Annotated in this window: 17 protein-coding genes and 1 riboswitch; of the genes, 4 read left to right on the plus strand and 13 right to left on the minus strand. The window is 71.4% G+C overall.

Features of this window, described 5'->3' with window-relative positions:
* Positions 1-138: 138 nt before the first annotated feature.
* Complete coding sequence (locus tag IE277_RS01355; RefSeq protein WP_189947650.1) at positions 139-1935, plus strand: AMP-dependent synthetase/ligase; 1797 nt, start codon at positions 139-141, stop codon at positions 1933-1935.
* Between the two features lie 19 nt (positions 1936-1954).
* On the opposite strand, the gene IE277_RS01360 is transcribed toward IE277_RS01355, so the two are convergent.
* Complete coding sequence (locus IE277_RS01360; protein ID WP_506005337.1) at positions 1955-3577, minus strand: GMC oxidoreductase; 1623 nt, start codon at positions 3575-3577, stop codon at positions 1955-1957.
* Positions 3578-3750: 173 nt separating this feature from the next.
* Positions 3751-4893, minus strand: a complete 1143-nt coding sequence (locus IE277_RS01365; RefSeq protein WP_189947654.1) for a glycosyltransferase family 4 protein — start codon at positions 4891-4893, stop codon at positions 3751-3753.
* A gap of 154 nt (positions 4894-5047) precedes the next feature.
* Between IE277_RS01365 and IE277_RS01370 the strand changes: the two genes are divergently transcribed.
* Positions 5048-6286 (plus strand): glycosyltransferase 87 family protein, encoded by a 1239-nt coding sequence (locus IE277_RS01370; RefSeq protein WP_189947656.1) that lies wholly within the window; start codon positions 5048-5050, stop codon positions 6284-6286.
* Positions 6287-6313: 27 nt separating this feature from the next.
* Here IE277_RS01370 and IE277_RS01375 read toward each other — a convergent pair whose 3' ends face one another.
* From IE277_RS01375 to IE277_RS01395, 5 genes are all read right to left on the minus strand, one after another.
* Positions 6314-7504: a hypothetical protein gene (locus tag IE277_RS01375; RefSeq protein ID WP_229880439.1), complete on the minus strand. Its 1191-nt coding sequence runs from the start codon at positions 7502-7504 to the stop codon at positions 6314-6316.
* A 28-nt stretch (positions 7505-7532) separates the two neighbouring features.
* Complete coding sequence (locus IE277_RS01380) at positions 7533-8558, minus strand: C40 family peptidase (RefSeq protein ID WP_189947658.1); 1026 nt, start codon at positions 8556-8558, stop codon at positions 7533-7535.
* A gap of 271 nt (positions 8559-8829) precedes the next feature.
* Complete coding sequence (locus IE277_RS01385) at positions 8830-9864, minus strand: C40 family peptidase (protein ID WP_189947660.1); 1035 nt, start codon at positions 9862-9864, stop codon at positions 8830-8832.
* A gap of 220 nt (positions 9865-10084) precedes the next feature.
* The gene (locus tag IE277_RS01390; RefSeq protein WP_189947662.1) at positions 10085-11428 is read right to left on the minus strand and encodes an NYN domain-containing protein; all 1344 of its coding nucleotides are present in this window, start codon (positions 11426-11428) and stop codon (positions 10085-10087) included.
* Between the two features lie 42 nt (positions 11429-11470).
* Entirely contained in the window at positions 11471-11710 is a 240-nt protein-coding gene (locus IE277_RS01395) for a hypothetical protein (RefSeq protein ID WP_189947664.1), read from the minus strand.
* A gap of 194 nt (positions 11711-11904) precedes the next feature.
* Between IE277_RS01395 and IE277_RS01400 the strand changes: the two genes are divergently transcribed.
* Together IE277_RS01400 and IE277_RS01405 are read left to right on the plus strand one after the other, a co-directional pair.
* A complete protein-coding gene (locus IE277_RS01400; RefSeq protein ID WP_189947666.1) occupies positions 11905-12648 on the plus strand; it encodes a rhomboid family intramembrane serine protease in 744 nt (247 codons plus the stop codon).
* On the plus strand, positions 12645-12926 hold the full coding sequence (locus IE277_RS01405; protein ID WP_189947668.1) for an Lrp/AsnC family transcriptional regulator: 282 nt from the start codon (positions 12645-12647) through the stop codon (positions 12924-12926). Before IE277_RS01400 ends, IE277_RS01405 begins: the two co-directional genes overlap by 4 nt.
* 25 nt (positions 12927-12951) lie before the next feature.
* Here IE277_RS01405 and IE277_RS01410 read toward each other — a convergent pair whose 3' ends face one another.
* From IE277_RS01410 to qcrC, 6 genes are all read right to left on the minus strand, one after another.
* Positions 12952-15447, minus strand: coding sequence for a serine/threonine-protein kinase (locus tag IE277_RS01410; RefSeq protein ID WP_189947670.1), 2496 nt, complete (start codon positions 15445-15447; stop codon positions 12952-12954).
* 113 nt (positions 15448-15560) lie between these two features.
* Positions 15561-16922, minus strand: a complete 1362-nt coding sequence (locus tag IE277_RS01415) for an aminotransferase class V-fold PLP-dependent enzyme (protein WP_189947671.1) — start codon at positions 16920-16922, stop codon at positions 15561-15563.
* 145 nt (positions 16923-17067) lie between these two features.
* A riboswitch (SAM riboswitch) is annotated at positions 17068-17184 on the minus strand.
* 84 nt (positions 17185-17268) lie between these two features.
* Positions 17269-18333, minus strand: coding sequence for an anthranilate phosphoribosyltransferase (gene trpD, locus IE277_RS01420; RefSeq protein ID WP_189947673.1), 1065 nt, complete (start codon positions 18331-18333; stop codon positions 17269-17271).
* Positions 18334-18459: 126 nt separating this feature from the next.
* Positions 18460-20097: a cytochrome bc1 complex cytochrome b subunit gene (qcrB, locus tag IE277_RS01425; protein WP_189947675.1), complete on the minus strand. Its 1638-nt coding sequence runs from the start codon at positions 20095-20097 to the stop codon at positions 18460-18462.
* Positions 20094-21152: a cytochrome bc1 complex Rieske iron-sulfur subunit gene (qcrA, locus tag IE277_RS01430; RefSeq protein WP_189947676.1), complete on the minus strand. Its 1059-nt coding sequence runs from the start codon at positions 21150-21152 to the stop codon at positions 20094-20096. Before qcrA ends, qcrB begins: the two co-directional genes overlap by 4 nt.
* Positions 21149-21961: a cytochrome bc1 complex diheme cytochrome c subunit gene (gene qcrC, locus IE277_RS01435; RefSeq protein WP_189947679.1), complete on the minus strand. Its 813-nt coding sequence runs from the start codon at positions 21959-21961 to the stop codon at positions 21149-21151. Before qcrC ends, qcrA begins: the two co-directional genes overlap by 4 nt.
* Between the last annotated feature and the right edge of the window lie 28 nt (positions 21962-21989).

The raw sequence follows: 21989 nt of genomic DNA on the forward strand, positions 1-21989 counted from the left end.
ACCGGCGGGTAACGTCCGGGCAGTCCAATCGTGCTCTGGATTTCAACGACCGAAGCCCCGAGCACCAGCCCGAGCCGTGGACCGCACCGTCGCATCACACAGTGTCGTGGCGCCGGCGCCCTATGAGGAGCAGCAGTCTTGCGCGAGTTCAGCCTTCCGGCTTTGTACGAGGTCCCTGCCGACGGCAACCTGACCGACATCGTCCGCAGAAACGCCGCGCAGCATCCCGACGTCGCCGTCATCGCCCGCAAGACCGGCGGCGCCTGGCAGGACGTGAGCGCCCGGGCGTTCCTGGCCGAGGTGCACACCGCTGCCAAGGGCCTCATCGCCGCCGGGGTGCAGCCGGGCGACCGGGTGGGCCTGATGTCCCGCACGCGCTATGAGTGGACGCTCATGGACTTCGCGATCTGGAGCGCGGGCGCGGTCACCGTGCCGGTGTACGAGACCAGCTCGCCGGAGCAGGTGCAGTGGATCCTGTCCGACTCGGGCGCGACCGCCTGCGTCGTGGAACTGCCGGGCCACGCCGCGGCGGTGGAGTCGGTGCGCGAGTCGCTGCCCGCCCTCAAGCACGTCTGGCAGATCGAGGCCGGCGGCATGGAGGAGCTGGCGCGGCTCGGACAGGACGTGTCGGACGAGACGGTCGAGGAGCGCAGCTCGCTCGCCAAGGCCGACGACCCGGCGACCATCGTGTACACGAGCGGTACGACCGGCCGCCCCAAGGGCTGTGTGCTCACCCACCGCAGCTTCTTCGCCGAGTGCGGCAACATCGTGGAGCGGCTGCGCCCGCTGTTCCGCACCGGCGAGTGCTCGGTGCTGCTCTTCCTGCCGCTCGCGCACGTCTTCGGCCGGCTGGTGCAGATCGCCCCGATGATGGCGCCGATCAAGCTGGGCTGTGTCCCGGACATCAAGCACCTCACCGACGAGCTGGCCGCCTTCCGCCCGACGCTGGTCCTCGGTGTGCCGCGGGTCTTCGAGAAGGTCTACAACTCGGCGCGCGCCAAGGCGCAGGCGGACGGCAAGGGCGCGATCTTCGACAAGGCGGCGGACACCGCGATCGCTTACAGCAAGGCGCTGGACAGCGCCTCCGGCCCGTCGTTCGGGCTGAAGGTCAAGCACAAGGTCTTCGACAGGCTGGTCTACAGCAAGCTGCGCGCGGTCCTCGGCGGCCGGGGCGAGTACGCCATCTCCGGCGGCGCCCCCCTCGGCGAACGGCTCGGCCACTTCTTCCGGGGCATCGGCTTCACGGTGCTGGAGGGCTACGGCCTGACCGAGTCCTGCGCGGCGACCGCGTTCAACCCCTGGGACCGGCAGAAGATCGGCACGGTCGGCCAGCCGCTGCCCGGCTCGGTGATCCGCATAGCGGACGACGGCGAGGTGCTGCTGCACGGCGAGCATCTGTTCAAGGAGTACTGGAACAACCCGGCCGCGACGGCGGAGGCGCTGGCCGACGGCTGGTTCCACACGGGCGACATCGGCACCCTGGACGAGGACGGCTACCTCAGGATCACCGGCCGCAAGAAGGAGATCATCGTCACGGCGGGCGGCAAGAACGTGGCGCCGGCGGTGATCGAGGACCGGATCCGGGCGCACGCGCTGGTCGCCGAGTGCATGGTGGTGGGCGACGGGCGGCCGTTCGTGGGCGCGCTGGTCACCATCGACGAGGAGTTCCTGGGCCGTTGGGCCGAGGAGCACGGCAAGCCGGCGGGTTCCACCGCGGCGTCGCTGAAGGACGACCCGGATCTGATCGCGGCGATCCAGGCGGCGGTCGACGACGGCAACGCCGCGGTGTCGAAGGCGGAATCGGTGCGGAAGTTCCGCATTCTGTCCTCCCAGTTCACGGAGGAGTCGGGCCATCTCACCCCGTCGCTGAAGCTCAAGCGGGGCGTGGTGGCGAAGGACTACTCTCCCGAGATCGAGGCGATCTACGCGAAGTAGCACGCCTCCTGACGGAGTGTCATGGCGCGGTGTCCTCGACGAGGACCCGCGCCATCGTGCGTTCGGCGAGCGCCGTGATGGTGACGAACGGGTTCACGCCGATGTTGCCGGGCACGAGCGAACCGTCGGTGACATAGAGCCGGTCATAGCCCTTCACCCGGCCGTAGTCGTCCGTCGCCCTGCCGAGGACACAGCCGCCCAGCGGGTGGTAGGTGAAGTCGTCGGCGAAGACCTTGCTGGTCGGGCCGAACAGGTCGTAGCGGTAGATGGTCGCGTTGGCCAGGTTGATCCGGTCGAACAGCTTCTTGGCCATGCCCACCGACACCGCGCTCTGGGCGGCGCTCCAGTCGAGCTTCACCTTGCCGGAGGCGGAGTCGTAGGTGAAGGAGGCCCGCTCGGGGTTCTTGGTGATCGCGAGATAGAGGCTGATCCAGTGCTCGAACCCCATGGGCAGCGGGGCGATCTCGGCGAAGACCGGGTTGTCGGTGTTGGCCCAGTCGTCGATGCCCATGACGGGCATGGTGGCCTCGCCCGCGCCGACCGTGTCCCAGATGTGGTTGGCGCGGCCCAGCATGGTGTTGCCGTTGGTGCCCCAGCCGGCGCCCACGGCCGCGTTCAGGTCGGGCAGGGTGCCGATGTCCCGGGCGCGGACGAGGAGTTCGGTGGTGCCGAGGCTGCCGCCGCCGAGGAAGAGATAGGTGCAGCCGTACTGCTTGGTCTCGACGACCGCGCCGGTGTCGTCGATCCGGTCGGCGGTGAGCACGTACGACCCGTCGCCGGCCCTGCTGAGGGACCTCACCTTCTCCATGGTGTGGATGGTGACGTTGCCGGTGCCGAGGGCGGCGGCCCAGTAGGTCTTGTCGAGGCTGCGCTTGCCGTGGTTGTTGCCGTAGATGACCTCCCCCGCGAGCGCGGACTTCGTGGCCGTGCCGGCTGCCTCCTGCTGCATGTAGCCGAAGTCGTAGACGTTCGGCACGAAGGTGGTCTTCAGGCCCGCGTTGCCGGCGGCCTTCCGGGAGGTGCGGGCGAACCTGTACCACTCGGTGGACTCGAACCATGCCGGGTCGATCGTGTTGACGCCGAGCATGGCGCGGGCGCGGGGGTAGTAGGTGCCGTACATCTCGTCGGCGTCCACGGTCGGGAACTGCTCCGTGAAGTACGACTTCAGGGGCGTGACCGCCATGCCGCCGTTGACGAGGGAGCCGCCGCCGACGCCGCGGCCGACGTAGACGGACATGTTGTCGTAGTGGACGCGGTCGAGGACACCGGGATAGGGGCTGATGTCCTTGTTGACCACGTCCAGCCAGAGGAAGGCGGCGAGCGGGGCCTCGGTGCGGGTGCGGAACCACATGGAGCGCTGGTCGGGGGCGGAGGTGGAGCAGAACACCTTGTCGTCGCCGCCGGCGGTGTTCCACAGGCGGCCCATCTCGAGGACGAGGGTGCGGATGCCGGCCTGGCCGAGGCGGAGGGCGGCGACGGCGCCGCCGTAGCCGGAGCCGACGACGATCGCCGGCGCGGTTTCGACTGCGTCGGGCTCGGCGGCTCGGGCGGACTGGAGGCCGATGCGGGTGAAGCCGAGGGTGGCTGCCGTTTGCAGGGCAGCCATACCGAGTATCTGACGTCTTGTCAGCTGACGTCTCATCAGGTTTGCTGTCATGCGGGCAGCATGGGCGGATTTTTCGGTTCCGCCAAGGGGATGGGCGCCATCTGGGGTGCCGGGTGCGGTTCGTCGGCGACTGCGGGTGGTTCGTGGCCGATCGCGCCCACGCGGCGGAGCCGCACATTTATACAGCCCCGCGCCCCTGGGGGGCTGTCCTAGAGCAGGTCTTTGAGGTTCTCGGCGAGGAGGTCCCAGCGCCAGCGGTCTTCCACCCAGCGGCGGCCGCGCTCGCCCATTCTGTGGCGCAGCGCGGGGTCGGCCAGCAGGGCGACGATCCGCTCGGCGGCCTCCGCCGGCTCGCCGCCCCTGACGACCCAGCCCGTCTCACCGTCCAGGACGGCGTCGGGGGCGCCGCCCGAGTCGCCGGCGACCACCGGCAGACCCGTGGCCGAGGCCTCCAGGTAGACGATGCCGAGGCCCTCCACGTCCAGGCCGCCGCGGCGGGTGCGGCAGGGCATGGCGAAGACGTCGCCGGCGCCGTAGTGGGCCGGCAGCTCCGACCAGGGGACGGCGCCGGTGAAGCGGACGGAGTCGCCCACACCGGTCTCGGCCGCCATGCGGCGCAGGTCGCGCTCGTAGGGGCCGCCGCCGACGACGAGCAGGACGGTGTCGGGCTCGGCGGCGAGGATGCGGGGCATGGCCTGGATGAGGGTGTCCTGGCCCTTGCGCGGGACCAGCCGGGAGACACAGACGACGACCGGGCGGTCGGTGAGGCCGAGGCGGGCGCGTACCTCGTCGCCGCCGGAGCCGGGGTGGAAGGTCTTCTCGTCGACGCCGGGCGGCAGCTGGACCATACGGCCGGCCGCCGCCGGGGTCAGTGCCGTGGCGATCCTCGACCGGGTGTACTCGCCCAGATACGTGATCGTGTCCGTCGACTCACCGATCCGGCGCAGCAGCTGCCGGGCGGCGGGCAGCTGGGCCCAGCCGGCCTCGTGGCCGTGGGTGGTGGCCACCAGCCGCTCGGCGCCGGCCCTGCGCAGCGCGGGGGCCATGAGGCCGAGCGGGGCCGCGGCGCCGAACCAGACGGAGGTACAGCCGTGCTCGCGCAGCAGCCCGGCCGCCCGCCGGGTCGCCTGCGGGGTGGGCAGCAGCATGGTCGTACGATCGCGCACGACCATGAAGGGCTGCTCGGCGTCGAAGGCGGCCGTGGCCAGGGCGCCCTCCCGGCCCCGCTTCCAGGTGGAGGCGTAGACGACCAGCCGGCCGGGGTCGAGGCGCAGCGCCATGTTGTGCAGGAAGGCCTGGATACCGCCCGGCCGGGGCGGGAAGTCGTTGGTGACGATCAGGGTCTTGTGCATCGCCGCCGACCCTACCGAACGGGCTCCGCCGGCCCGGACCGAATGGGGCCTTCACGGCCGGGGGCGGCCGGGCCTGTGGCATGCGCACAGCCGGTCAGGACATCATGGTCACGCGACGCGGACATCGAGCGGGAATCGAACGGCAGGGGATCACGTGGAGACGAAAGGCGCCGGGCGGTCCCTGGCATGGCTGCTCGCGACCTGGGCCGTGACCCGTGTGGCCCTGCTGCTGTGCGTCTTCGGGGTGTACGCCTTCTCGGACCTGGACGTCACGTCCGATGTGTCGGTGATCTACCGCGGCTGGTACGAGGTGCTGCGGCAGGGAACGTTTCCGCTGGACGATGTGACCTGGCAGTACCCGCCGGCCGCCGCCCTCCCGATCCTCGCCCCCGCCGTCCTGCCCTTCCTGTCGTACGCGCACGCCTTCTTCCTGCTGGCGTTCCTCGCCGACGTGGTCGTCACGGGGCTGCTGCTGTATCCGGGCAGGCGCCCCGACCGGTCGCTGCGCGGCGCCTGGGTGTGGGTGGCGGGCGTGCCGCTGCTCGGCCCGACGGTGTACGCCCGCTATGACGTGATGGTGACCGCGGTGGCCGTGGCGGCGGTGCTCGCCGGGGTCCGGCAGCCACGGGTGATGGGCGCGCTGACCGCGTTCGGCGCCCTGCTCAAGGTGTGGCCGGCGCTGCTGCTGGTGGGCTGCTTCCGGCGCCGGGCCTGGGCGTCGGCGGCGGTCACGGCGGCCGGGCTCGCGGCGCTGTTCGCGGTGTCCATGCCGGGTGCCTTCGCCTTCCTCACCTTCCAGCGCGAGCGGGGCACCGAGGTGGAGTCGCTGGGCGCCCTGGTCTTCCATGTGGCCCGGCACTTCGGCTGGCAGGGGCAGGTGCTGCTGAACTACGGGTCGGTCGAATTCCTCGGCCCGTATGTGAACGAGGTCAGTACGGCGGCGCTGGCGCTGACCGGGACCGCGTTCGGCTGGCTGCTGCTGTGGCGGCTGCGTGCGAGGCGCCGGGAGCCGCACACGCTCGCGGAGGCGGCCTTCACCGCCGTCCTGCTGTTCACGGTCACCAGCCGGGTGATCAGCCCGCAGTACATGGTCTGGCTGGTCGGTCTCGCCGCGGTCTGTGTGTCCTACCGGGCGAGCCGGATGGGGGCGCCCGCGCTGATGGTGGTGGCGGCGGCCTTCGTGACGGTCCTGGAGTTCCCGTTCGGCTTCGTGCACGTGGTGACGAGCGACCGGTACGGCGTCCTGCTGCTCGCGGTGCGCAACGGTCTGCTGGTCGCGGCCTCGCTCACGGCGGGCCGTCGGCTGTGGCGCTCGACCGTGCGCCCGGCGGCCCCCACGGCACCGCTGCCGCCCCGGCCGGCCCAGCACCGCAAGGCGCCGGTCTCCCCCTGATCCTCCGCCGGCCGTAGGCCGGGACGCTCAGCCGAGCTCGGACCTGACGAAGTCCCGCCACTGCGCGGTGAACGCGTCCGGTGTGGTGCCGAGCACCTTCTTCAGCGCGTCCTCGACCGCGCCGGTCCGCTCCTCATGGGCGCCGACGGCCCGGTAAAAGGCGCCGAGCCTGGCCGTGCCCCAGTGGCCGGCGATCATCCGGCAGGCCAGCCAGCCGCCCTCGTAGGCCTGGGCCAGCTGGGTGGGGTCGCTGGTGAAGCCGAAGTCCTTGTCGGTGGGGAGCGCGGTGGGGGCGTGGCCGTCCTGGACGGCGCGGGTCAGTTCGGGCGCGGCCTCGGCGGGGGTGCGGCCGGTGCCGAGGTAGCCGATCCAGTCCGCGTAGCCCTCCGAGAGCCACAGCGGGGTCGCCGCGGTGGTGGCCGCGCGGGTCGCCACATGCGTGGTCTCGTGGGTGAGCACCACCTGTTTGCCGAGGTCGCCGAGGACGGCGTACGCCTCCGGGTTGACGACCACCCGGTCCGCGGGGGCCTGGCCGGAGCCGCCCGCCTCGCCGGTGGTGACGGCGGCGATGCCCCGGTAGTTCGCGGCGGGCGAGCCGAGCAGTGCCCCCATGTCCGCGAGGGACCGCGGGACGAGGACGACGACATGGCGGCTCCAGCCGGTCCCCCAGGCCTGGGAGACGGCGGGCACGGCGCGGTCGGCCAGCGTGGCGTACCCGCGCAGGTCGGCGGCGCTGCGGCCGGCGCCCAGCACCAGGCTGTGCGCGCCCCGGACCGCGGTCACCGGGCCCTGGTCCCACAGCTGCTGCCCGGCCTGTCCGGCGGGCTGGTCGGCGCTGACGTACCACGTCCCGTCGGTGGCACGGCCGAGGGTGAGGGTGCGGCGGGTGTCGACCGGGGCCGTGTCGTACCCGGCGACGCGGTAGCTCAGATCGGCGTCGACGGTGGCGCCGGAGGAGGTGTGGCGCACGTCGGTGACCCGGTAGGTCCAGGAGGCCAGCGGGAGGTCGCGCAGCCGGGTGTACACCGTCCGGGTGCCCGTCGCCGCGTACGCCCCCTCGTCATGGGCGAGGAGGGCGGTGGAGCGCCGGTCGAGCAGCTGCTGCACCTCGGTGCGCGCGGAGTCGGTCGCCGAGCGGCCGCCCGTGCACCCGGTCAGGGGCAGCAGCAGAGCGAGCCCCACCGCCGCGATGCTCCATGCCCGTCCACGATCAGCCACTTCACGATCGTAACGGCGAACGGCGCGATCAGGGCCGGGTGACCGAGGCGACCGGCATCATCCCGACAGGGTCGTAGCGCACCGCCGCTCCCGGATAGGGGGCGTGGATGACCTGGCCGTTGCCGGCGTACATCCCCACATGGCTGGCGTCGGAGCGGTAGATCACCAGGTCGCCCGGGCGGGCCTCGGAGAGCGGGATGTGCCGGCCGGCGAAGCGCTGCTCCTGCGAGGTGCGCGGCAGTTGCATACCGGCCTGCGCGTACGACCACTGCATCAGGCCCGAGCAGTCGAAGCCGGAGGGGCCGCTCGCGCCCCACACATAGGGGCGGCCGAGGGCCGAGCGGGCGGCGGCCAGGGCGGCGGAGGCACGGGCGTCCGGGGCGGCGGGGGCGATGAGCCCGGTCAGGTCGGGCAGCTCCAGACGGCCGGAGCCGTCGTCGCGCGAGGCCCGGCCGAAGGCGGCGCGCTGGGCGGGCGGGAGCGTGTTGAGCAGTTGCCGGGCCTTGGCGAGCTTGTGCTCCACGGTCCGCTTGTGCGTGGCGACGGCCTTGCGGTTCTTCTCCAGCTCGGCGAGCTTTCCGGCGGTCGCCGTGCGCTCCTGGGCGATCTCCCGCATCGCCGACTGCAGCTCGCGCAGCCGGCCCTCCTGCTGGCTGCCGATGCGGTCGAGCGTGGTCGCCTTGTCGAGATAGTCGGCGGGGTCGTCGGAGAAGAGCAGCGCGACGGTGGGGTCGATGGCGCCCGTGCGGTACTGGGCGCCGGCCAGCGAACCGAGCTGCTCGCGCAGGGTGTTGATGTGCTGCTGCTGCCGGGCGATGAGGTCCTGGGCGCCGCGCACCTCGCGGCGCAGGGTGTCCGCCCGCTCCTGGGCCTTGTCGAAGGCCTGGGTCGCCTGCTCGGCCTCCTGGTAGAGGCGGTCCACCTCGGCGGTGTCGGCCTGCGGGGCCGCGTGCGCGGGTACGGCGCCGAGCGCGGCGGCCGCGGCCGACAGCATGCACAGGGCTACGGCGCCCCGGTCGAACCCGGAGGAGGCAAGACGGCGATGAGACCCCACGGCAGTCCTTCTGCTGGCGGACGACGACCGCTTCCCCGGCGCCTGGGGACGGGGAGGCCCCGGCGCCGGGGAAACGCGGCAGACAGTAGCCGTGCGGAAGGGCCGCGGCCAAAGGCCGCGATGGCAACACACAGTGACGCCCCGCCGGTTACGCAGGTAACTGGCGGGGCGTGGGGTCAGTTCCGGTCCAGAGGATTCGCCCGTTCGGGCGCCCCCGTTGCAGTGTTTCTCATGGAGCCGCGGGGGTATCAGACCGGGTTTCGCGCGGGGGTCAGACCCGGACGCCGAACTGGAACGGCATGTCCGACATCGTCTCGTAGCGGACCACGGCACCGGTGTGCGGGGCGTGCAGCACCTGGCCGTTGCCGGCGTACAGACCCACGTGGTGCAGGTCGCCGTAGAAGAACACCAGGTCGCCGACCTGCAGGTCGTTGACCGAGCTGATCCGGGTCCCTATGTTCGCCTGCTGCTCCGAGGTGCGCGGGATGGAGATGCCCGCCTGGGCGTAGGCCCAGGAGGTCAGACCCGAGCAGTCGTAGGAGGCGGTGCCGGTGGCGCCGTAGACGTAGGGCTTGCCGATCTGGCTCTGGGCGGCGGAGAAGGCCGCCCCGGCACGGCCGGAGGCCGGCGGGGTGTCGCCGAGGTTCACGCGCTCGCTGGAGGAGCGGTCGGCGCGCTGCTGCTGGGCGGCCAGCTCCTGCTTCTCCTTGGCCGTCAGCGTGTTGAGCAGCTTCTGCGCCTCGGCGAGCTTGCTCTGGACGTCCTTCTTCTTGTCCTCCAGCTGAGTGCGCGTGGAGGAGAGGTCCTTGAGCTTCTCGCTGGCTTCTGCCCGCTCCTGGGCGAGTTCGCGCTGTTTGTCCTGAATCTTCTTCAGCGCGTCGACCTGCTGGGCGCTCAACTGGTCGAGCGTCGAGGCCTTGTCGAGGAAGTCGTCCGGGTTGGAGGACAGGAAGAGCTGGACCGAGGGGTCGATGCCGCCCGAGCGGTACTGCGAGGTGGCCAGCGAACCCAGACCGTCGCGCAGCTTGTTGAGGTCCTGCTGACCCCGCGCGACGTTGTCCTGGATCGTGGATATTTCCTTCTGCAGCTTCTGCTGCTTCTCTTTCGCCCCGTTGAACTTCTCGGTGGCCTGCTCGGCCTTCTCGTAGAGGTCGTCGACCTTGGCCTTGACCTGGTCCTTGCTGAGCTTCTGGGTCGGCGCCGCGTTGGCGGCGTTCGCGCTCAGCACGACGGCAGCGGCGGCTGCGGTGGTCAGCACGGTCACGCGGGCGCGACTCTGCTGCTTGGGTCGACGGTGGGACGCCACGGAGGACGAACTCCTTCTTGTGAGTGAGTGAGAGATCACCCGTTCGGAGGTTCGACCCCAGACCCTAGTGACCCGACTGTGATCAGTTCAAATCCTCACACTAAAAAATCCCATCACACAATGCATTCTTTGCACACAACCCACATGCAGTGACGTGGGATTGACGCTACGTTGCGTGACGATCCGACCAATTCGGGCATTGACCCTGCCCGTTGGACCTTCAGGACAGGCGCTTGAGAAGCACCGCGGACGCGACCGGACGGGCACCGGCCTTGGCGATCCCGTCGGCGACCTCACGGTCGGTGGAGGCGACGATGACCGGGCGGCCCGGCGGCTCCGCGCGCACCAGCTGCCGGATCAGCTCGTCCGCCGTGACCCCCGGCTTGGAGAACAGCACCCGCACCCCGCGCGGCGGCGCGAGCAGCACCGGCGCGGCCAGCTCGGCGCCGTCGAAGACGCAGGTCACCTCGGCGCCCGTCTGCGCGGCGAGCGCCGAGAGCTGGCCCAGCAGCCTGAGGCGCTGCTTCTCCAGCGGCATCTGCGGATAGCCGGTCTTGGTGACGTTGTAGCCGTCGACCACCAGATGCACCTGCGGCAGCGCCAGCAGCTGGTCGAGGATGGCCGGATCGTTCTCGGACAGGGCGCGCGCCGCGATGTCCTTCGGGGTCATACGGCCCGGTTCGACCGCGTCCACGGTCTCGGCGGGCCGCACGGACACGGGCGGCAGGGCGAGTTCCCGCCGCAGCCCCTGGGTGGCGTCCAGCAGGGTGTCCAGCAGCAGCCGTACCCGCATGTCCTCCACACTGCGGCCCTCACGGGCGGCCCGGCGGGTGGCCTCCAGCGCCGCCTCGGCCTCGCCCAGCCGTGCCTTGAGCCGGCGGGACTCGCTCTCGGCGGCGGACACCTGCGCCTGCCCCTCGGCCCGTGCGGCGTCGAACTCGCCCTGCGCCTTGCGCAGCGCGGCCTCGCCGCGCTTGACGTCGCTGAGGGCGGCACGGAGCTTACGGTGAAGCGATTCCGCGTCCTTCTTCGCCGACTCCAGCTCCGCGCGCAGCCGTTCGGTCTCGGCGCGGGTGTGGTCGCGGGCCTGGGCCAGCTCGGCGCGCAGCCGCTCCAGCTCGGCCCGGCTCTCCTCGTCCGCACGCTCGGCGTCCGCGCGCTGGGCCTCCTCGCCGGCCGCGGCGACCAGCTTCACCCAGCCCGCCGGACGCAGTACGTAGGCCGCGGCCGCCACGTCGAGCGGGTCCGCGGCCGGGGGCGGGGAGCCGGAGTCGAGGGCGCCGGCGAGTTCCGGCTGGGCCTCTCTGAGCTTCTCCCCGATCCGCTGCCGGAACAGCGTGTCGGTCTCCAGCGCCGCCGCCATCGCGTTTCCGGCGAACTTCGCCCGGCGATTGGGGGCGAACCGGGCGTACTGCCTCAGCTGGGCGGGCAGTTCCGTGACGGTCAGACCGCCGAAGCCGTCCGAGACGATCTGCACGACCCGCCGGCGCACCCCGTCGGGCAGCGGACGGTCAAGCACCTCAGCGGTGCCGTCGCCCGGCCCCCCGCCTGCGCTCTCCACCATCCGTCACACCCCACTACTTCCACTTCCACGGGGCCGCTCCGCTCAGGAGTCGGCGCCCGGCCTGTCCACGAGTTCCACCTGGTCCACCGCGTTGCACCAGCGACAGCGCACCGACTCGATGGTCTCACTGACCACCTCGCGCTCCTCCACCCTCGGCTCGCCGGCCAGATCGAGGTGGACGTACTCGACGACCTTCGAGGAGCGCGTCACATCGAACCGGGTGAGGTTGCCGCACAGGGTGCAGCGCCATCGGGTGGTGGCGGTCGGCAGGGGAACCGTCATCGTCGCTGTCCGCATCCTTCTCGTCGTCGCTCGTCGTCGCTCGGCATCGCGCGGCGTCACTCGTACGTGCTCACACGCCGCCGGCCGACGCGTGTGGCCGTAACCCTACGGCCTGGCAGGGACTCGCCGCTGGCCCCTTCACGGCGGCGAGGCGGTCTGTCAGGTTCAGTCCCGTTACGTCATGCTCTGTGTTCATGATCAGCGCGTGGAGCTCGGCGGCCGGCAGGGTCCTCAGAGCGGTCCGGAGCAGCCCGGCACCCCTGACGTACGGCCTCATCGGCCTGTGCTGTCTGCTCTTCGTGCTCGGCCCCGCCTCCGGTCTCACCCCGGGATACGGCACCGGCGACGCGCTGCTCGCCGCGCAGCGGGTGTACTTCCGGCGCTGGGGAGTGGTCCCGGCCGAGCTGTTCGCCCGGCCGGTGCGCGAGGCCCTGACCCCCGCCACGGCCCTGTTCGTGCACGGCAGCTGGGTGCATCTGCTCGGCAATATGCTCTTCCTCTTCGTCTTCGGCGCGATGACCGAGGAACGGATGGGCCGGGTCGAGTTCACCCTCTTCTACGTCGGCTGCGGTTGTCTGGCGCTGCTGGGCTACGCGGCCGCCAACGCCACCTCGAAGGAGTCGCTGGTGGGCGCCTCCGGGGCGATCTCGGCGGTCCTCGGAGCGTTCCTCTACCTGTTCCCCCGCGCCCGTGTGACCAGTCTTCTTCCGTTCCTGTTCTTCCTGCCGGTGCGGTTTCCCGCATGGGTGGTGCTGCCGTTCTGGGCGGCCCTGCAGTGGGCGGCCGCCGGGCAGACCTCCGCCGGCCCCGGGGTCGCGTATCTGGCCCATCTGATCGGCTTCGGGCTCGGCTTCGGCTACGCGTGGGTGCGGTACGGGCGGGCGACTAGAGTGAGCTGCGCCCCAGCTCCGGCTCCCGAGGGAGAGAACCAGCCGTGATCACCGCGATCGTCCTCATCAAGACCAGCGTGGACCGGATCCCCGAGATCGCGGAGCAGATCGCCGCGCTGGAGAGCGTCAGCGAGGTCTTCTCGGTCACCGGCACCTACGACCTGATCGCCATGGTCCGGGTCGGCCGGCACGAGGACCTGGCCGAGGTCATCCCCGGCCGGATCAGCAAGATCCCCGGCGTCGAGGGCACCGACACCCACGTCGCCTTCCGCACCTACTCCCAGCACGACCTGGAGGCGGCGTTCTCGATCGGCCTGGACAACTGACCGGCCAGGGCTCGCAGGCCCCCGCTCAGGCGGGGACGTCCACCGCCGCGATGCCGGTGCCCGAGGGGATGTAGAGGCGGCGGCCGCGGATGAGCGGGGTGTGCTGGTCGTCGCCGGAGCTGTGGCCCAGGTCCGCCGTCCAGCGCGTCCGGCCGTTCAGGTCCAGGGCCCGCACCCGGTCCGAGAAGCGGGCGTAGACGGTCCCGCCGGCCACCACGGCACGCGGTTCGTCCGCCTCTCCCTCGATGGGGTGGTCCCAGGCCTTGGAGCCGTCGGCGGCCCGGACGGCGTAGACCGTGCCCGGCTCCGTGCCGACGGCCAGGGAGCGGCCGGCTCCGGTCAGCGCCCCGTCGGTGTACGCCTCGCTGCGCCACAGCCGTCTGCCGTCCGTGATCCGGAAGCCCTGGCGCAGCGCGGCGGCGTCGGTGAACAGCGTGCTTCCCACCAGGGCGAGCGCCGTCACATCGGTGCCCGCGGGCACCTTCCACTTCTGGGAGCCGTCCCGGGCGTCCAGCGCCAGCAGGGCATCGCCGTAGCTGCCGGTGTAGACCGCGTCCGCCGTCACCACGGGGGTGCCGGTGGGTCCGGCCGGGGTCGTGACGGTCCACCGGGTGCTGCCGTCGGCGCCGTAGCGGCGCAGTCCGCCCGCGTCCGTGCCGCCGATCGAGACGAGCACGTCGTCGCCGAGCAGGACCGGGACGGCGTAGGCCCGATCGCCCAGGGTGCGGGTCCACAGCGGGCTGCCGGACGGGCTCACGGCGGTCAGCCGGCGGAGGTTGCCGGTGCGGAAGTCGACCACGCAGTACACGCCGTGCCGGGTGGCCACGGGCGAGCCGACCCCGTCGCCGAGCCGGACCTTCCAGCGCCGGGAGCCGTCGCGGGAGATCGCGTGCAGTGAGCCGTCGGAGGTGCCGACGTAGACGACGGAGCCGTCCGGGGACAGCGCGCAGCAGGGGCCGTCCAGGCCTCCGATGCCGCCGAAGTCGTACTGCCAGCGCAGGGTCGCGGTCGCGCCGGACGCCCCGGCATCCGGCGTCCGCGCGGCGCCGCCGCCGCTGTGCGTCCCCGTGCCCCGCTTCGACAGCCATCCCGCGACCCCGACTCCGGCCGCGGCGACGGCCCCGCCCGCGATCAACCGCAACAACCGCCGCCGCCCTGGTGCCACGGCACCGAAGGAGCGGGAGAGGGGGGTGACCGCCGTGGGGACGGCGGAGGAAGAGGCGACGGGAGCCTTCGGCGGGGCGGAGGTGATACGAGGACCGGACTCCGGGGCCAGCGGGGCCGGATCGGGGGCGGAGTCGGAGGCGGAGCCAGGGGCCGGGTCGGAGGCGGAGACGGAGCCAGGGGCAGAGCCGGAGGTGGAGCCAGGGGCAGAGCCAGGGCTGGAGTCGGAGGTGGAGCCAGGGGCGGAGTCGAGGGCAGAGCCAGGCGCGGAACCAGGGCCGGAGCCAGGGGCGGAGTCGGGGCTGAAGTCGAGGGTGGAGCCAGGCGCGGAACCAGGGCCGGAGCCAGGGGCGGAGTCGGGGCTGAAGTCGAGGGTGGAGCCAGGCGTGGAGCCAGGGCCGGAGTCGGGGCTGGAGCCAGGGGTGGGGTCGGGGGCGGAGCCAGGGGTGGAGAAGTACTCCACGCCGCTGGGGTGGGGGTCCGGGGTGGTGGTGGCGGAGGCTGCGGGGCCGTACCAGCCGGGGCGGGTGCCGTGGCGCAGGGACCGCGGGGTGAATCCGGCCCGCGCCACCACGTCCGCCGGCGCCGGCCGCTTCAGCGGGTCCTCGCGCAGACAGGACGTCACCAGCGGACGGATGTCCTCCGGCACCCCGGACAGATCGAAGTCCCGGGTCAGGATGCGCAGCAGGATCACCGAGTCCTGGCCCTCGCCGAAGGGTTCGCGGCCGGCCGCCGCGTAGGCGAGGACCGCACCGAGCGAGAAGACGTCGCTCGGCGGGCCGACCTGGCCGCCGTTGCGGATCTGCTCCGGCGAGACGTACCCCACCGACCCGACGACCGCGCCGGTGCGCGTCAGCGCGGTCGCCTCCAGGGCCCGTACGATCCCGAAGTCGATGACCCGGGGCCCGTCCGGCCCCAGCAGGATGTTGGACGGCTTGAGGTCCCGGTGGACCAGGCCCTTGCCGTGGATGGCGCCGAGGGCCTCGCCGAGGGCCGCGGCGAGCACCCGGACCGCCGGACCGGGCAGCGCGCCGTGGTCGAGCACGGCATCACGCAGATTGGGGCCGGGCACGAACTCCGTCGCCATCCAGGGGCGTTCGGCCTCCGTGTCCGCGTCGACCACCCGCGCGGTGTAGGTGCCCGCGCCGCCGACCGTCTGCGCGGCCTGTACCTCGTGCCGGAAGCGGGCCCGGAAGGTGCGGTCCTCGGCGTGCTCGACGCGGACGACCTTCACGGCGAGGCGGAGGCCGGTGCGGGACCGGGCGAGATAGACCTCGCCCATGCCGCCGGCGCCGAGCCGGTCCGTCACGTCGTACGGGCCGATCCGGCGTGGATCGGCCGCGCGCAGCGATTGCAACTCCGTGCTCCCCCCGATTGCCGTGCAGCAGGGGGAGTTTATGCGGCGCCGCCGAGGGCCGGCGGCGCCTTCTCGTCCGCCGGGTGCGGAGCTGTTCGCGTGTGCGGGCGGTGTCAGACCGCGGGCACGCAGCGGCCCTCCTCCGTGCGGTACTGCCACTTGGCGCCCTCGGTCACGAGTTCCCTGACCGCGGTGACGAAGCGGTCGACGTGCTCGTCGGGGGTGCCCGCGCCGAAGCTCACGCGGATGGCGTTGAGGGACTTCTCGCCGGGGGCCGCCTCGGGGGCGCCGCATTCGCCCTGGGTCTGCGGGTCGCTGCCGAGGAGGGTGCGGACCAGGGGGTGGGCGCAGAAGAGGCCGTCGCGGACCCCGATGCCGTACTCGGCGGAGAGGGCCGCCGCGAAGTGGGAGCTGTTCCAGCCCTCGACGACGAAGGAGATGACGCCGACGCGCGGGGCGTCGTCGCCGAACAGGGAGAGGATCCGCACCGCGGGGACCTCGGCGAGGCCCGCGCGGACCCGGGCGATCAGCTGCTGCTCGCGGGCGACCAGGCCGTCCCAGCCGGCCTCGGTGAGCGCCTTGCAGGCCGAGGCGATGGAGTAGGCGCCGATGACGTTCGGGGAGCCGGCCTCGTGGCGGGCGGCGCTGTCGTGCCACTCCACGTCCACGCCGCCGTCCTGACGCCGGGTCACCTTGCGGCTGGCGCCGCCGCCCGCGAGGTACGGCTCGGCCGCGCGCAGCCAGTCGGCGCGGCCGGCCAGGACGCCGGAGCCGAAGGGGGCGTACAGCTTGTGGCCCGAGAAGGCGACCCAGTCGACGTCGAGGTCGCCGATGTGCACCGGGTGGTGCGGGGCGAGCTGGGCGGCGTCCAGGACGATCCGGGCGCCATGGGCATGCGCCGCGGCGGCCAGCTCGCGCACCGGCCACAGCTCCCCGGTGACATTGGAGGCGCCGGTGACGCACACCAGGGCCGGGCCGTACGGGTCGCGGTCGGCGAGGGCCCGCTCCAGGGTCGCCACGGCCTGCTGCGGGGTGCGCGGGGCGTTGAGGTAGGTGACGTGCGCGTCCTGCCAGGGCAGCAGGGAGGCGTGGTGCTCGGTCTCGAAGACGAAGACCTGGCAGCCGGCGGGGAGCGCGCGGGCCAGCAGGTTCAGGGAGTCCGTCGTGGAGCGGCTGAAGATCACCTGGTCGTCGGCGCGGCAGCCGAGGAACTCGGCGACCGTCCTGCGGGCGTTCTCGAACAGGTCCGTGGAGAGCTGGGAGAGATAGCCGGCGCCGCGGTGGACGCTGCCGTAGTACGGCGCGTAGGCGGCCACGTCGTCCCAGACGCGCTGGAGGGCGGGCGCGCTGGCCGCGTAGTCGAGGGCCGCGTAGCTGACCTCGCCACCGGTCACGAGCGGGACGGTGACATCTCGCCCGAGAACGGGCAACGGGGCACAAACAGACTGGTCGGCGGCAGCGGTGAAGACAGACATGGGTGAACTCCCGTGAGGACGTACGCCGAAGACGACGTACGGAAGGAAGAGAAAAAGGGTGTGCGGAGGCGGGGCTCAGCGGCCCTATCGCATTCGCTTGCTCACGGAAGGCTCCTCGACGACCAGGACCCCTGGTTTCTCGAGGGGTCCGCGCTTGCCGTAGACCTCGCTGCCTACGACCTGGTCTTCACCCGGGGCACCCCGCCACGGACGGAGGGTTGCCGGACAGCCGGCCGGGGCCTGAAGGCTGTCACTCATGACCTGGCCCGTATCCTGCCATACGATCTTCGACGCGCAAGGCGCAGTCCGCCATCTGGACTGCGCCTTCACGTCACACGGCTTCGGGTCAGCGGTGGGTGGCCGCCACCCAGCGCTCCAGCGTCCGCTTCGCCGCGCCCGAGTCGATGGACTCGGCGGCCCTGGCCATGGCGGCGCGGATCTGCTCGGGGAGCGAGGCGTCCGCCGGGTTCAGCGCGACCAGCGCCGCCGCCGCGTTCAGCAGGACGGCGTCCCGGACGGGGCCCCGCTCGCCGTCCAGCACCCGCCGGGCCACCTCCGCGTTGTACGCCGCGTCGGCGCCGCGCAGGGCTTCCACGGGGACGAGGTCGATGCCGACCTCGCGCGGGTTGAAGATCTCCTCGGTGACCTTGCCGTCCCGGACCACCCAGACCCGGGACGTGGACGTCGTCGTCAGCTCGTCCAGCCCGTCGTCGCCCCGGAAGACCAGGGAGGAGTTGCCCCGCTCGGCGAGGACTCCGGCCACGATCGGCGCCATCCGGGGGTCGGCCACGCCGACGGCCTGGGAGCGCACCTTGGCCGGATTGGTCAGCGGGCCGAGCACATTGAACGTCGTACGGATGCCCAGCTGGCCGCGGGCCGCGGCCACATGGCGCAGCGACGGGTGGAACCGCACCGCGAAGCAGATGGTGATGCCGGCCTCTTCGGCGACCTCGGCGACCCGCTTCGGGGTCAGGTTCAGATTGATCCCGAGCTTCTCCAGGACGTCGGACGAACCGGAGGCGGAGGAGGCGGCGCGGTTGCCGTGCTTGACGACCTTGGCGCCCGTGCCCGCGACGACGATCGACGCCATGGTGGAGATGTTCACCGTCTTGGCGCCGTCGCCGCCGGTGCCGACGATGTCGACGGCGGGGCCGGGCACCTCGATCACGTTCGCGTGCTCGTACATCGCGCGGACGAGTCCGGTGATCTCCTCCACCGTCTCGCCCTTGGCGCGCAGCGCCACCATGAACCCGGCGATCTGCGCGTCGGTCGCCTCGCCGCGCATGATCCGGTCCATCGCCCACGCGGTGTCGTCGGCGGACAGGTCCCGGCCGTCCAGCAGGCCGTTCAGCAGGGCGGGCCAGGAGCGGCCCGCCGCGGTGTCGCCTCCAGCGGGGGTCACAGCGCTCATAGCCGCTCCAGGGTGTCGTACCTGCGAAATCAGTGGTGGATCCCACCCTATCGGCCCCCGGAGCAGGCGAAGGGCCCCGTCCGAGAGTCGGACGGGGCCCTTCAGCGTGGCGTGGCGACGCGGGGATCAGTGGTGGCCGTGGCCGCTCGTGATCTCCTTGTACTCATCGACGGTCGGCTTCGGGATCTGGCTGTCCTCGCTGTAGTAGGCGCTGGACAGCTTCGCGCGGAGCTTCTCCGAGGTGCCGACCTTGCGCTCGACACCGTTCTCGTCGACGACCGGGCCGATCTCGGCCGGCTCGTACTGGTGGTGAGCCGTGAGGGTGTGCAGCTGCTCCTGGCTGAGCGGCTCGTGCACCTCGATGAACTCACCGTGCGGCAGGCGCTTGATGATGCCGGTCTCGCGACCGTGCAGCACCTTCTCGCGGTCGCGGCGCTGCAGGCCGAGGCAGATCCGCTTGGTGACGATGAACGCGAGGACCGGGCCGACGAAGAAGGCGATCCGGACGAACCAGGTCACGGCGTTGATCGACAGGTGGAAGTGCGTGGCCCACAGGTCGTTGCCGCCGCCGACCAGCAGCGTCAGGTACAGCGTCATCCAGGCGACACCGAGACCGGTGCGGGTCGGGGCGTTGCGCGGGCGGTCCAGGATGTGGTGCTCGCTCTTGTCGCCGGTGACCCAGGACTCGATGAACGGGTAGACCGCGATCGCCACCAGGACCAGCGGGAAGATCACCAGCGGGATGAACACGCCCAGGACGAGCGTGTGGCCCCACAGGTTGATCTCCCAGCCCGGCATGAAGCGGATCAGGCCCTCGGAGAAGCCCATGTACCAGTCGGGCTGGGCACCGGTGGACACCTGGTCCGGACGGTAGGGGCCCATGGCCCAGATCGGGTTGATCTGGGCGACCGCCGCGATGGCCGCGATGACACCGAAGACCAGGAAGAAGAAGCCTCCGGCCTTGGCCATGTAGACCGGCAGCAGCGGCATGCCGACGACGTTCTTCTCGGTCTTGCCGGGACCCGCGAACTGCGTGTGCTTGTGGTAGAAGACCAGGATCAGGTGCCCCACCATCAGGCCCAGCATGATGCCCGGCAGCAGCAGGATGTGGATCGAGTAGAACCGGGCGACGAAGTCGTGGCCGGGGAACTCTCCGCCGAACAGGAAGAACGACAGGTACGTGCCGACGATCGGCACGGACAGGATCGCGCCCTCCATGAAGCGGACACCGGTGCCGGAGAGCAGGTCGTCCGGGAGCGAGTAACCGGTGAAGCCGGTGAACATGCCGAGGACGAACAGCAGGAAGCCGAACAGCCAGTTGACCTCACGCGGCTTGCGGAACGCGCCGGTGAAGAACACGCGCATCATGTGCGCGAACATGCCGGCGAGGAAGATCAGCGCGGCCCAGTGGTGGATCTGCCGCATGAGCAGACCACCGCGCACATCGAAGGAGATGTGCAGGGTCGAGTTGAACGCCTCGGACATCAGCTGTCCCTGGAGCGGGACATAGCTGCCGTGGTACTGCACCTCGTTCATCGACGGGTGGAAGAACAGTGTCAGATAGACACCCGTCAGGATGATGATGATGAAGCTGTACATGCACACTTCGCCCAACATGAACGACCAGTGGTCGGGGAAGATCTTGCGCATGTTGGCCTTGGCCAGGGAGTAGATCCCGAGCCGGCCGTCGGCCCAGTCGGCGATGCGCTCGCCGGCCGGTGCCTTCCCGCGAGAGCGGGGCGTCTCGTTCGCTGCAGTACTCATCCGCGCTCCCAGAATGCAGGACCGACGGGCTCCTCGAAGTCGCCGAGCGCCTGGAGGTAACCCTCACTGTCCACGCCGATGTGCAGCTGCGGCAGGGCGTGGCCGGCGGGGCCGAAGATCACTCGGGCGCCGTCGGAGAGGTCGAAGGTGGACTGGTGGCACGGGCACAGCACGTGGTGCGTCTGCTGCTCGTACAGCGAGATCGGGCAGCCGACGTGGGTGCAGATCTTGGAGAAGGCGACGATGCCCTCGTGCGACCAGTCGAGCTCGCGCTTGTCCTTGATGTTGTCCGGCTGCAGCCGGACGATCATCAGCGCGGCCTTGGCGATCTCCGTCTGGAACTCCTCGTCCGTCTCCTGCAGCCCGTCGGGCATGGCGAAGGTGAGGGAACCGACGGCGACGTCCTCGGGACGCAGCGGCTGGTTGGTGTTCATGTTGACCAGGCGCTTGCCCTTGGCCCACATCGTGTGCCGGAGCTTGGTCCCGGGCGCCGGGCCGAGGCCGCCGAGCAGCATGACGCCGGAGAGCGGCACCAGGGCCAGCGCGCCGAACATCGTGGTGCGGATCAGCCCGCGGCGGCCGAGCGCCGACTCCTTGGCGCCCTGGCGGAAGTCCTCGTGGACCTTCGCGCGGACCTCGGGCGAGGCCGCGATCGCGTGCCGGTCGTCGGCGACCTCCACGTCGGACATCAGGGTGCGGGCCCAGTGGACCGCGCCCGCGCCGATGCAGAACAGCGCCACGCCGAGGGTCAGACCCAGCGTGAAGTTCATCGCGCTGAGGTGCCCGATCGGGAAGACGAAGATCGACTTGTCGTTCGGGATCACCAGGTACGCGGCGATGAAGGCGATGGTGGCCAGCATCGACACCGTGAACAGCAGGGCCACCATCCGCTCGGACCGCCTCGCGGCCCGCTCGTCGATGTCCTGGATCCGGTGCTCGTGCGGCGGCAGACCGGGGTCGGCGAACGGGTTCTCCTCGTCCGCGACCCCTACCGCGCCATGTGCGTGGTCCTGCTCAGCAGGCAGGTTCTCTTCTGGAATGTCTTGGCTACTCATGACTTCTTGGCCTTTGCGGTCCGAGCGGCGACCCAGACGGCGACCGTGATCAGCGCGCCGAGGCCGAAGATCCAGGCGAACAGACCCTCACTGACCGGCCCGAGGCCGCCCAGCTCCAGACCGCCCGGGTTCTCCGTCTTGTCGCCGTTGACCGCGTTCAGGTACGCGATGATGTCCTTCTTGTTCTTCGAGGACAGCGTGGTGTCGGGGAAGGACGGCATGTTCTGCGGGCCGGTCTGCATGGCCTCGTAGATGTGCTTCGGAGCGACACCTTCCAGGCTCGGCGCGAACTTGCCCTTGGTCAGGGCACCGCCCTTGCCGGTGAAGTTGTGGCACTGCGCGCAGTTGGTGCGGAACAGTTCGCCGCCCTTGGCGATGTCCGCGCCGCCCGGGCCGTACTGCTCCTTGGTGGGCACGTTCGGGCCGGCGCCCAGCGAGGCGATGTAGGTGGCGAGCTGGTCGATCTGCGTCTGGTTGTAGACGACCTTCTTGCGCGGGACCTGGGCGCCCTGCGAGGTGGCGGCGGGCATACGGCCGGTGCCGACCTGGAAGTCCACGGCCGCGGCGCCCACGCCGACGAGGCTCGGCCCGTCGGAGGAGCCCTGGCCACCGGTGCCGTGGCAGCTGGCGCAGCCGACCTCGTAGAGCTTCTTGCCCTCCTTGATGGTCAGGGACTGGGCGGAATCATCGGCCTGCGCCTTGCCCGCGGGTGCGAACGCGGCGTACAGCCCCCCAGTGGCCGCCAGCGCGAGGAGTAGGACGACGACCGCCGCCAGCGGATGGCGTCGTCGTGCGGAGAGCTTTTTCACGGATTACCCCGGTGTCAGGATCTTCTGC

The organism is Streptomyces alanosinicus (genome assembly GCF_014650595.1).
In the GTDB taxonomy this organism is placed as follows: Bacteria; Actinomycetota; Actinomycetes; order Streptomycetales; family Streptomycetaceae; genus Streptomyces; species Streptomyces alanosinicus.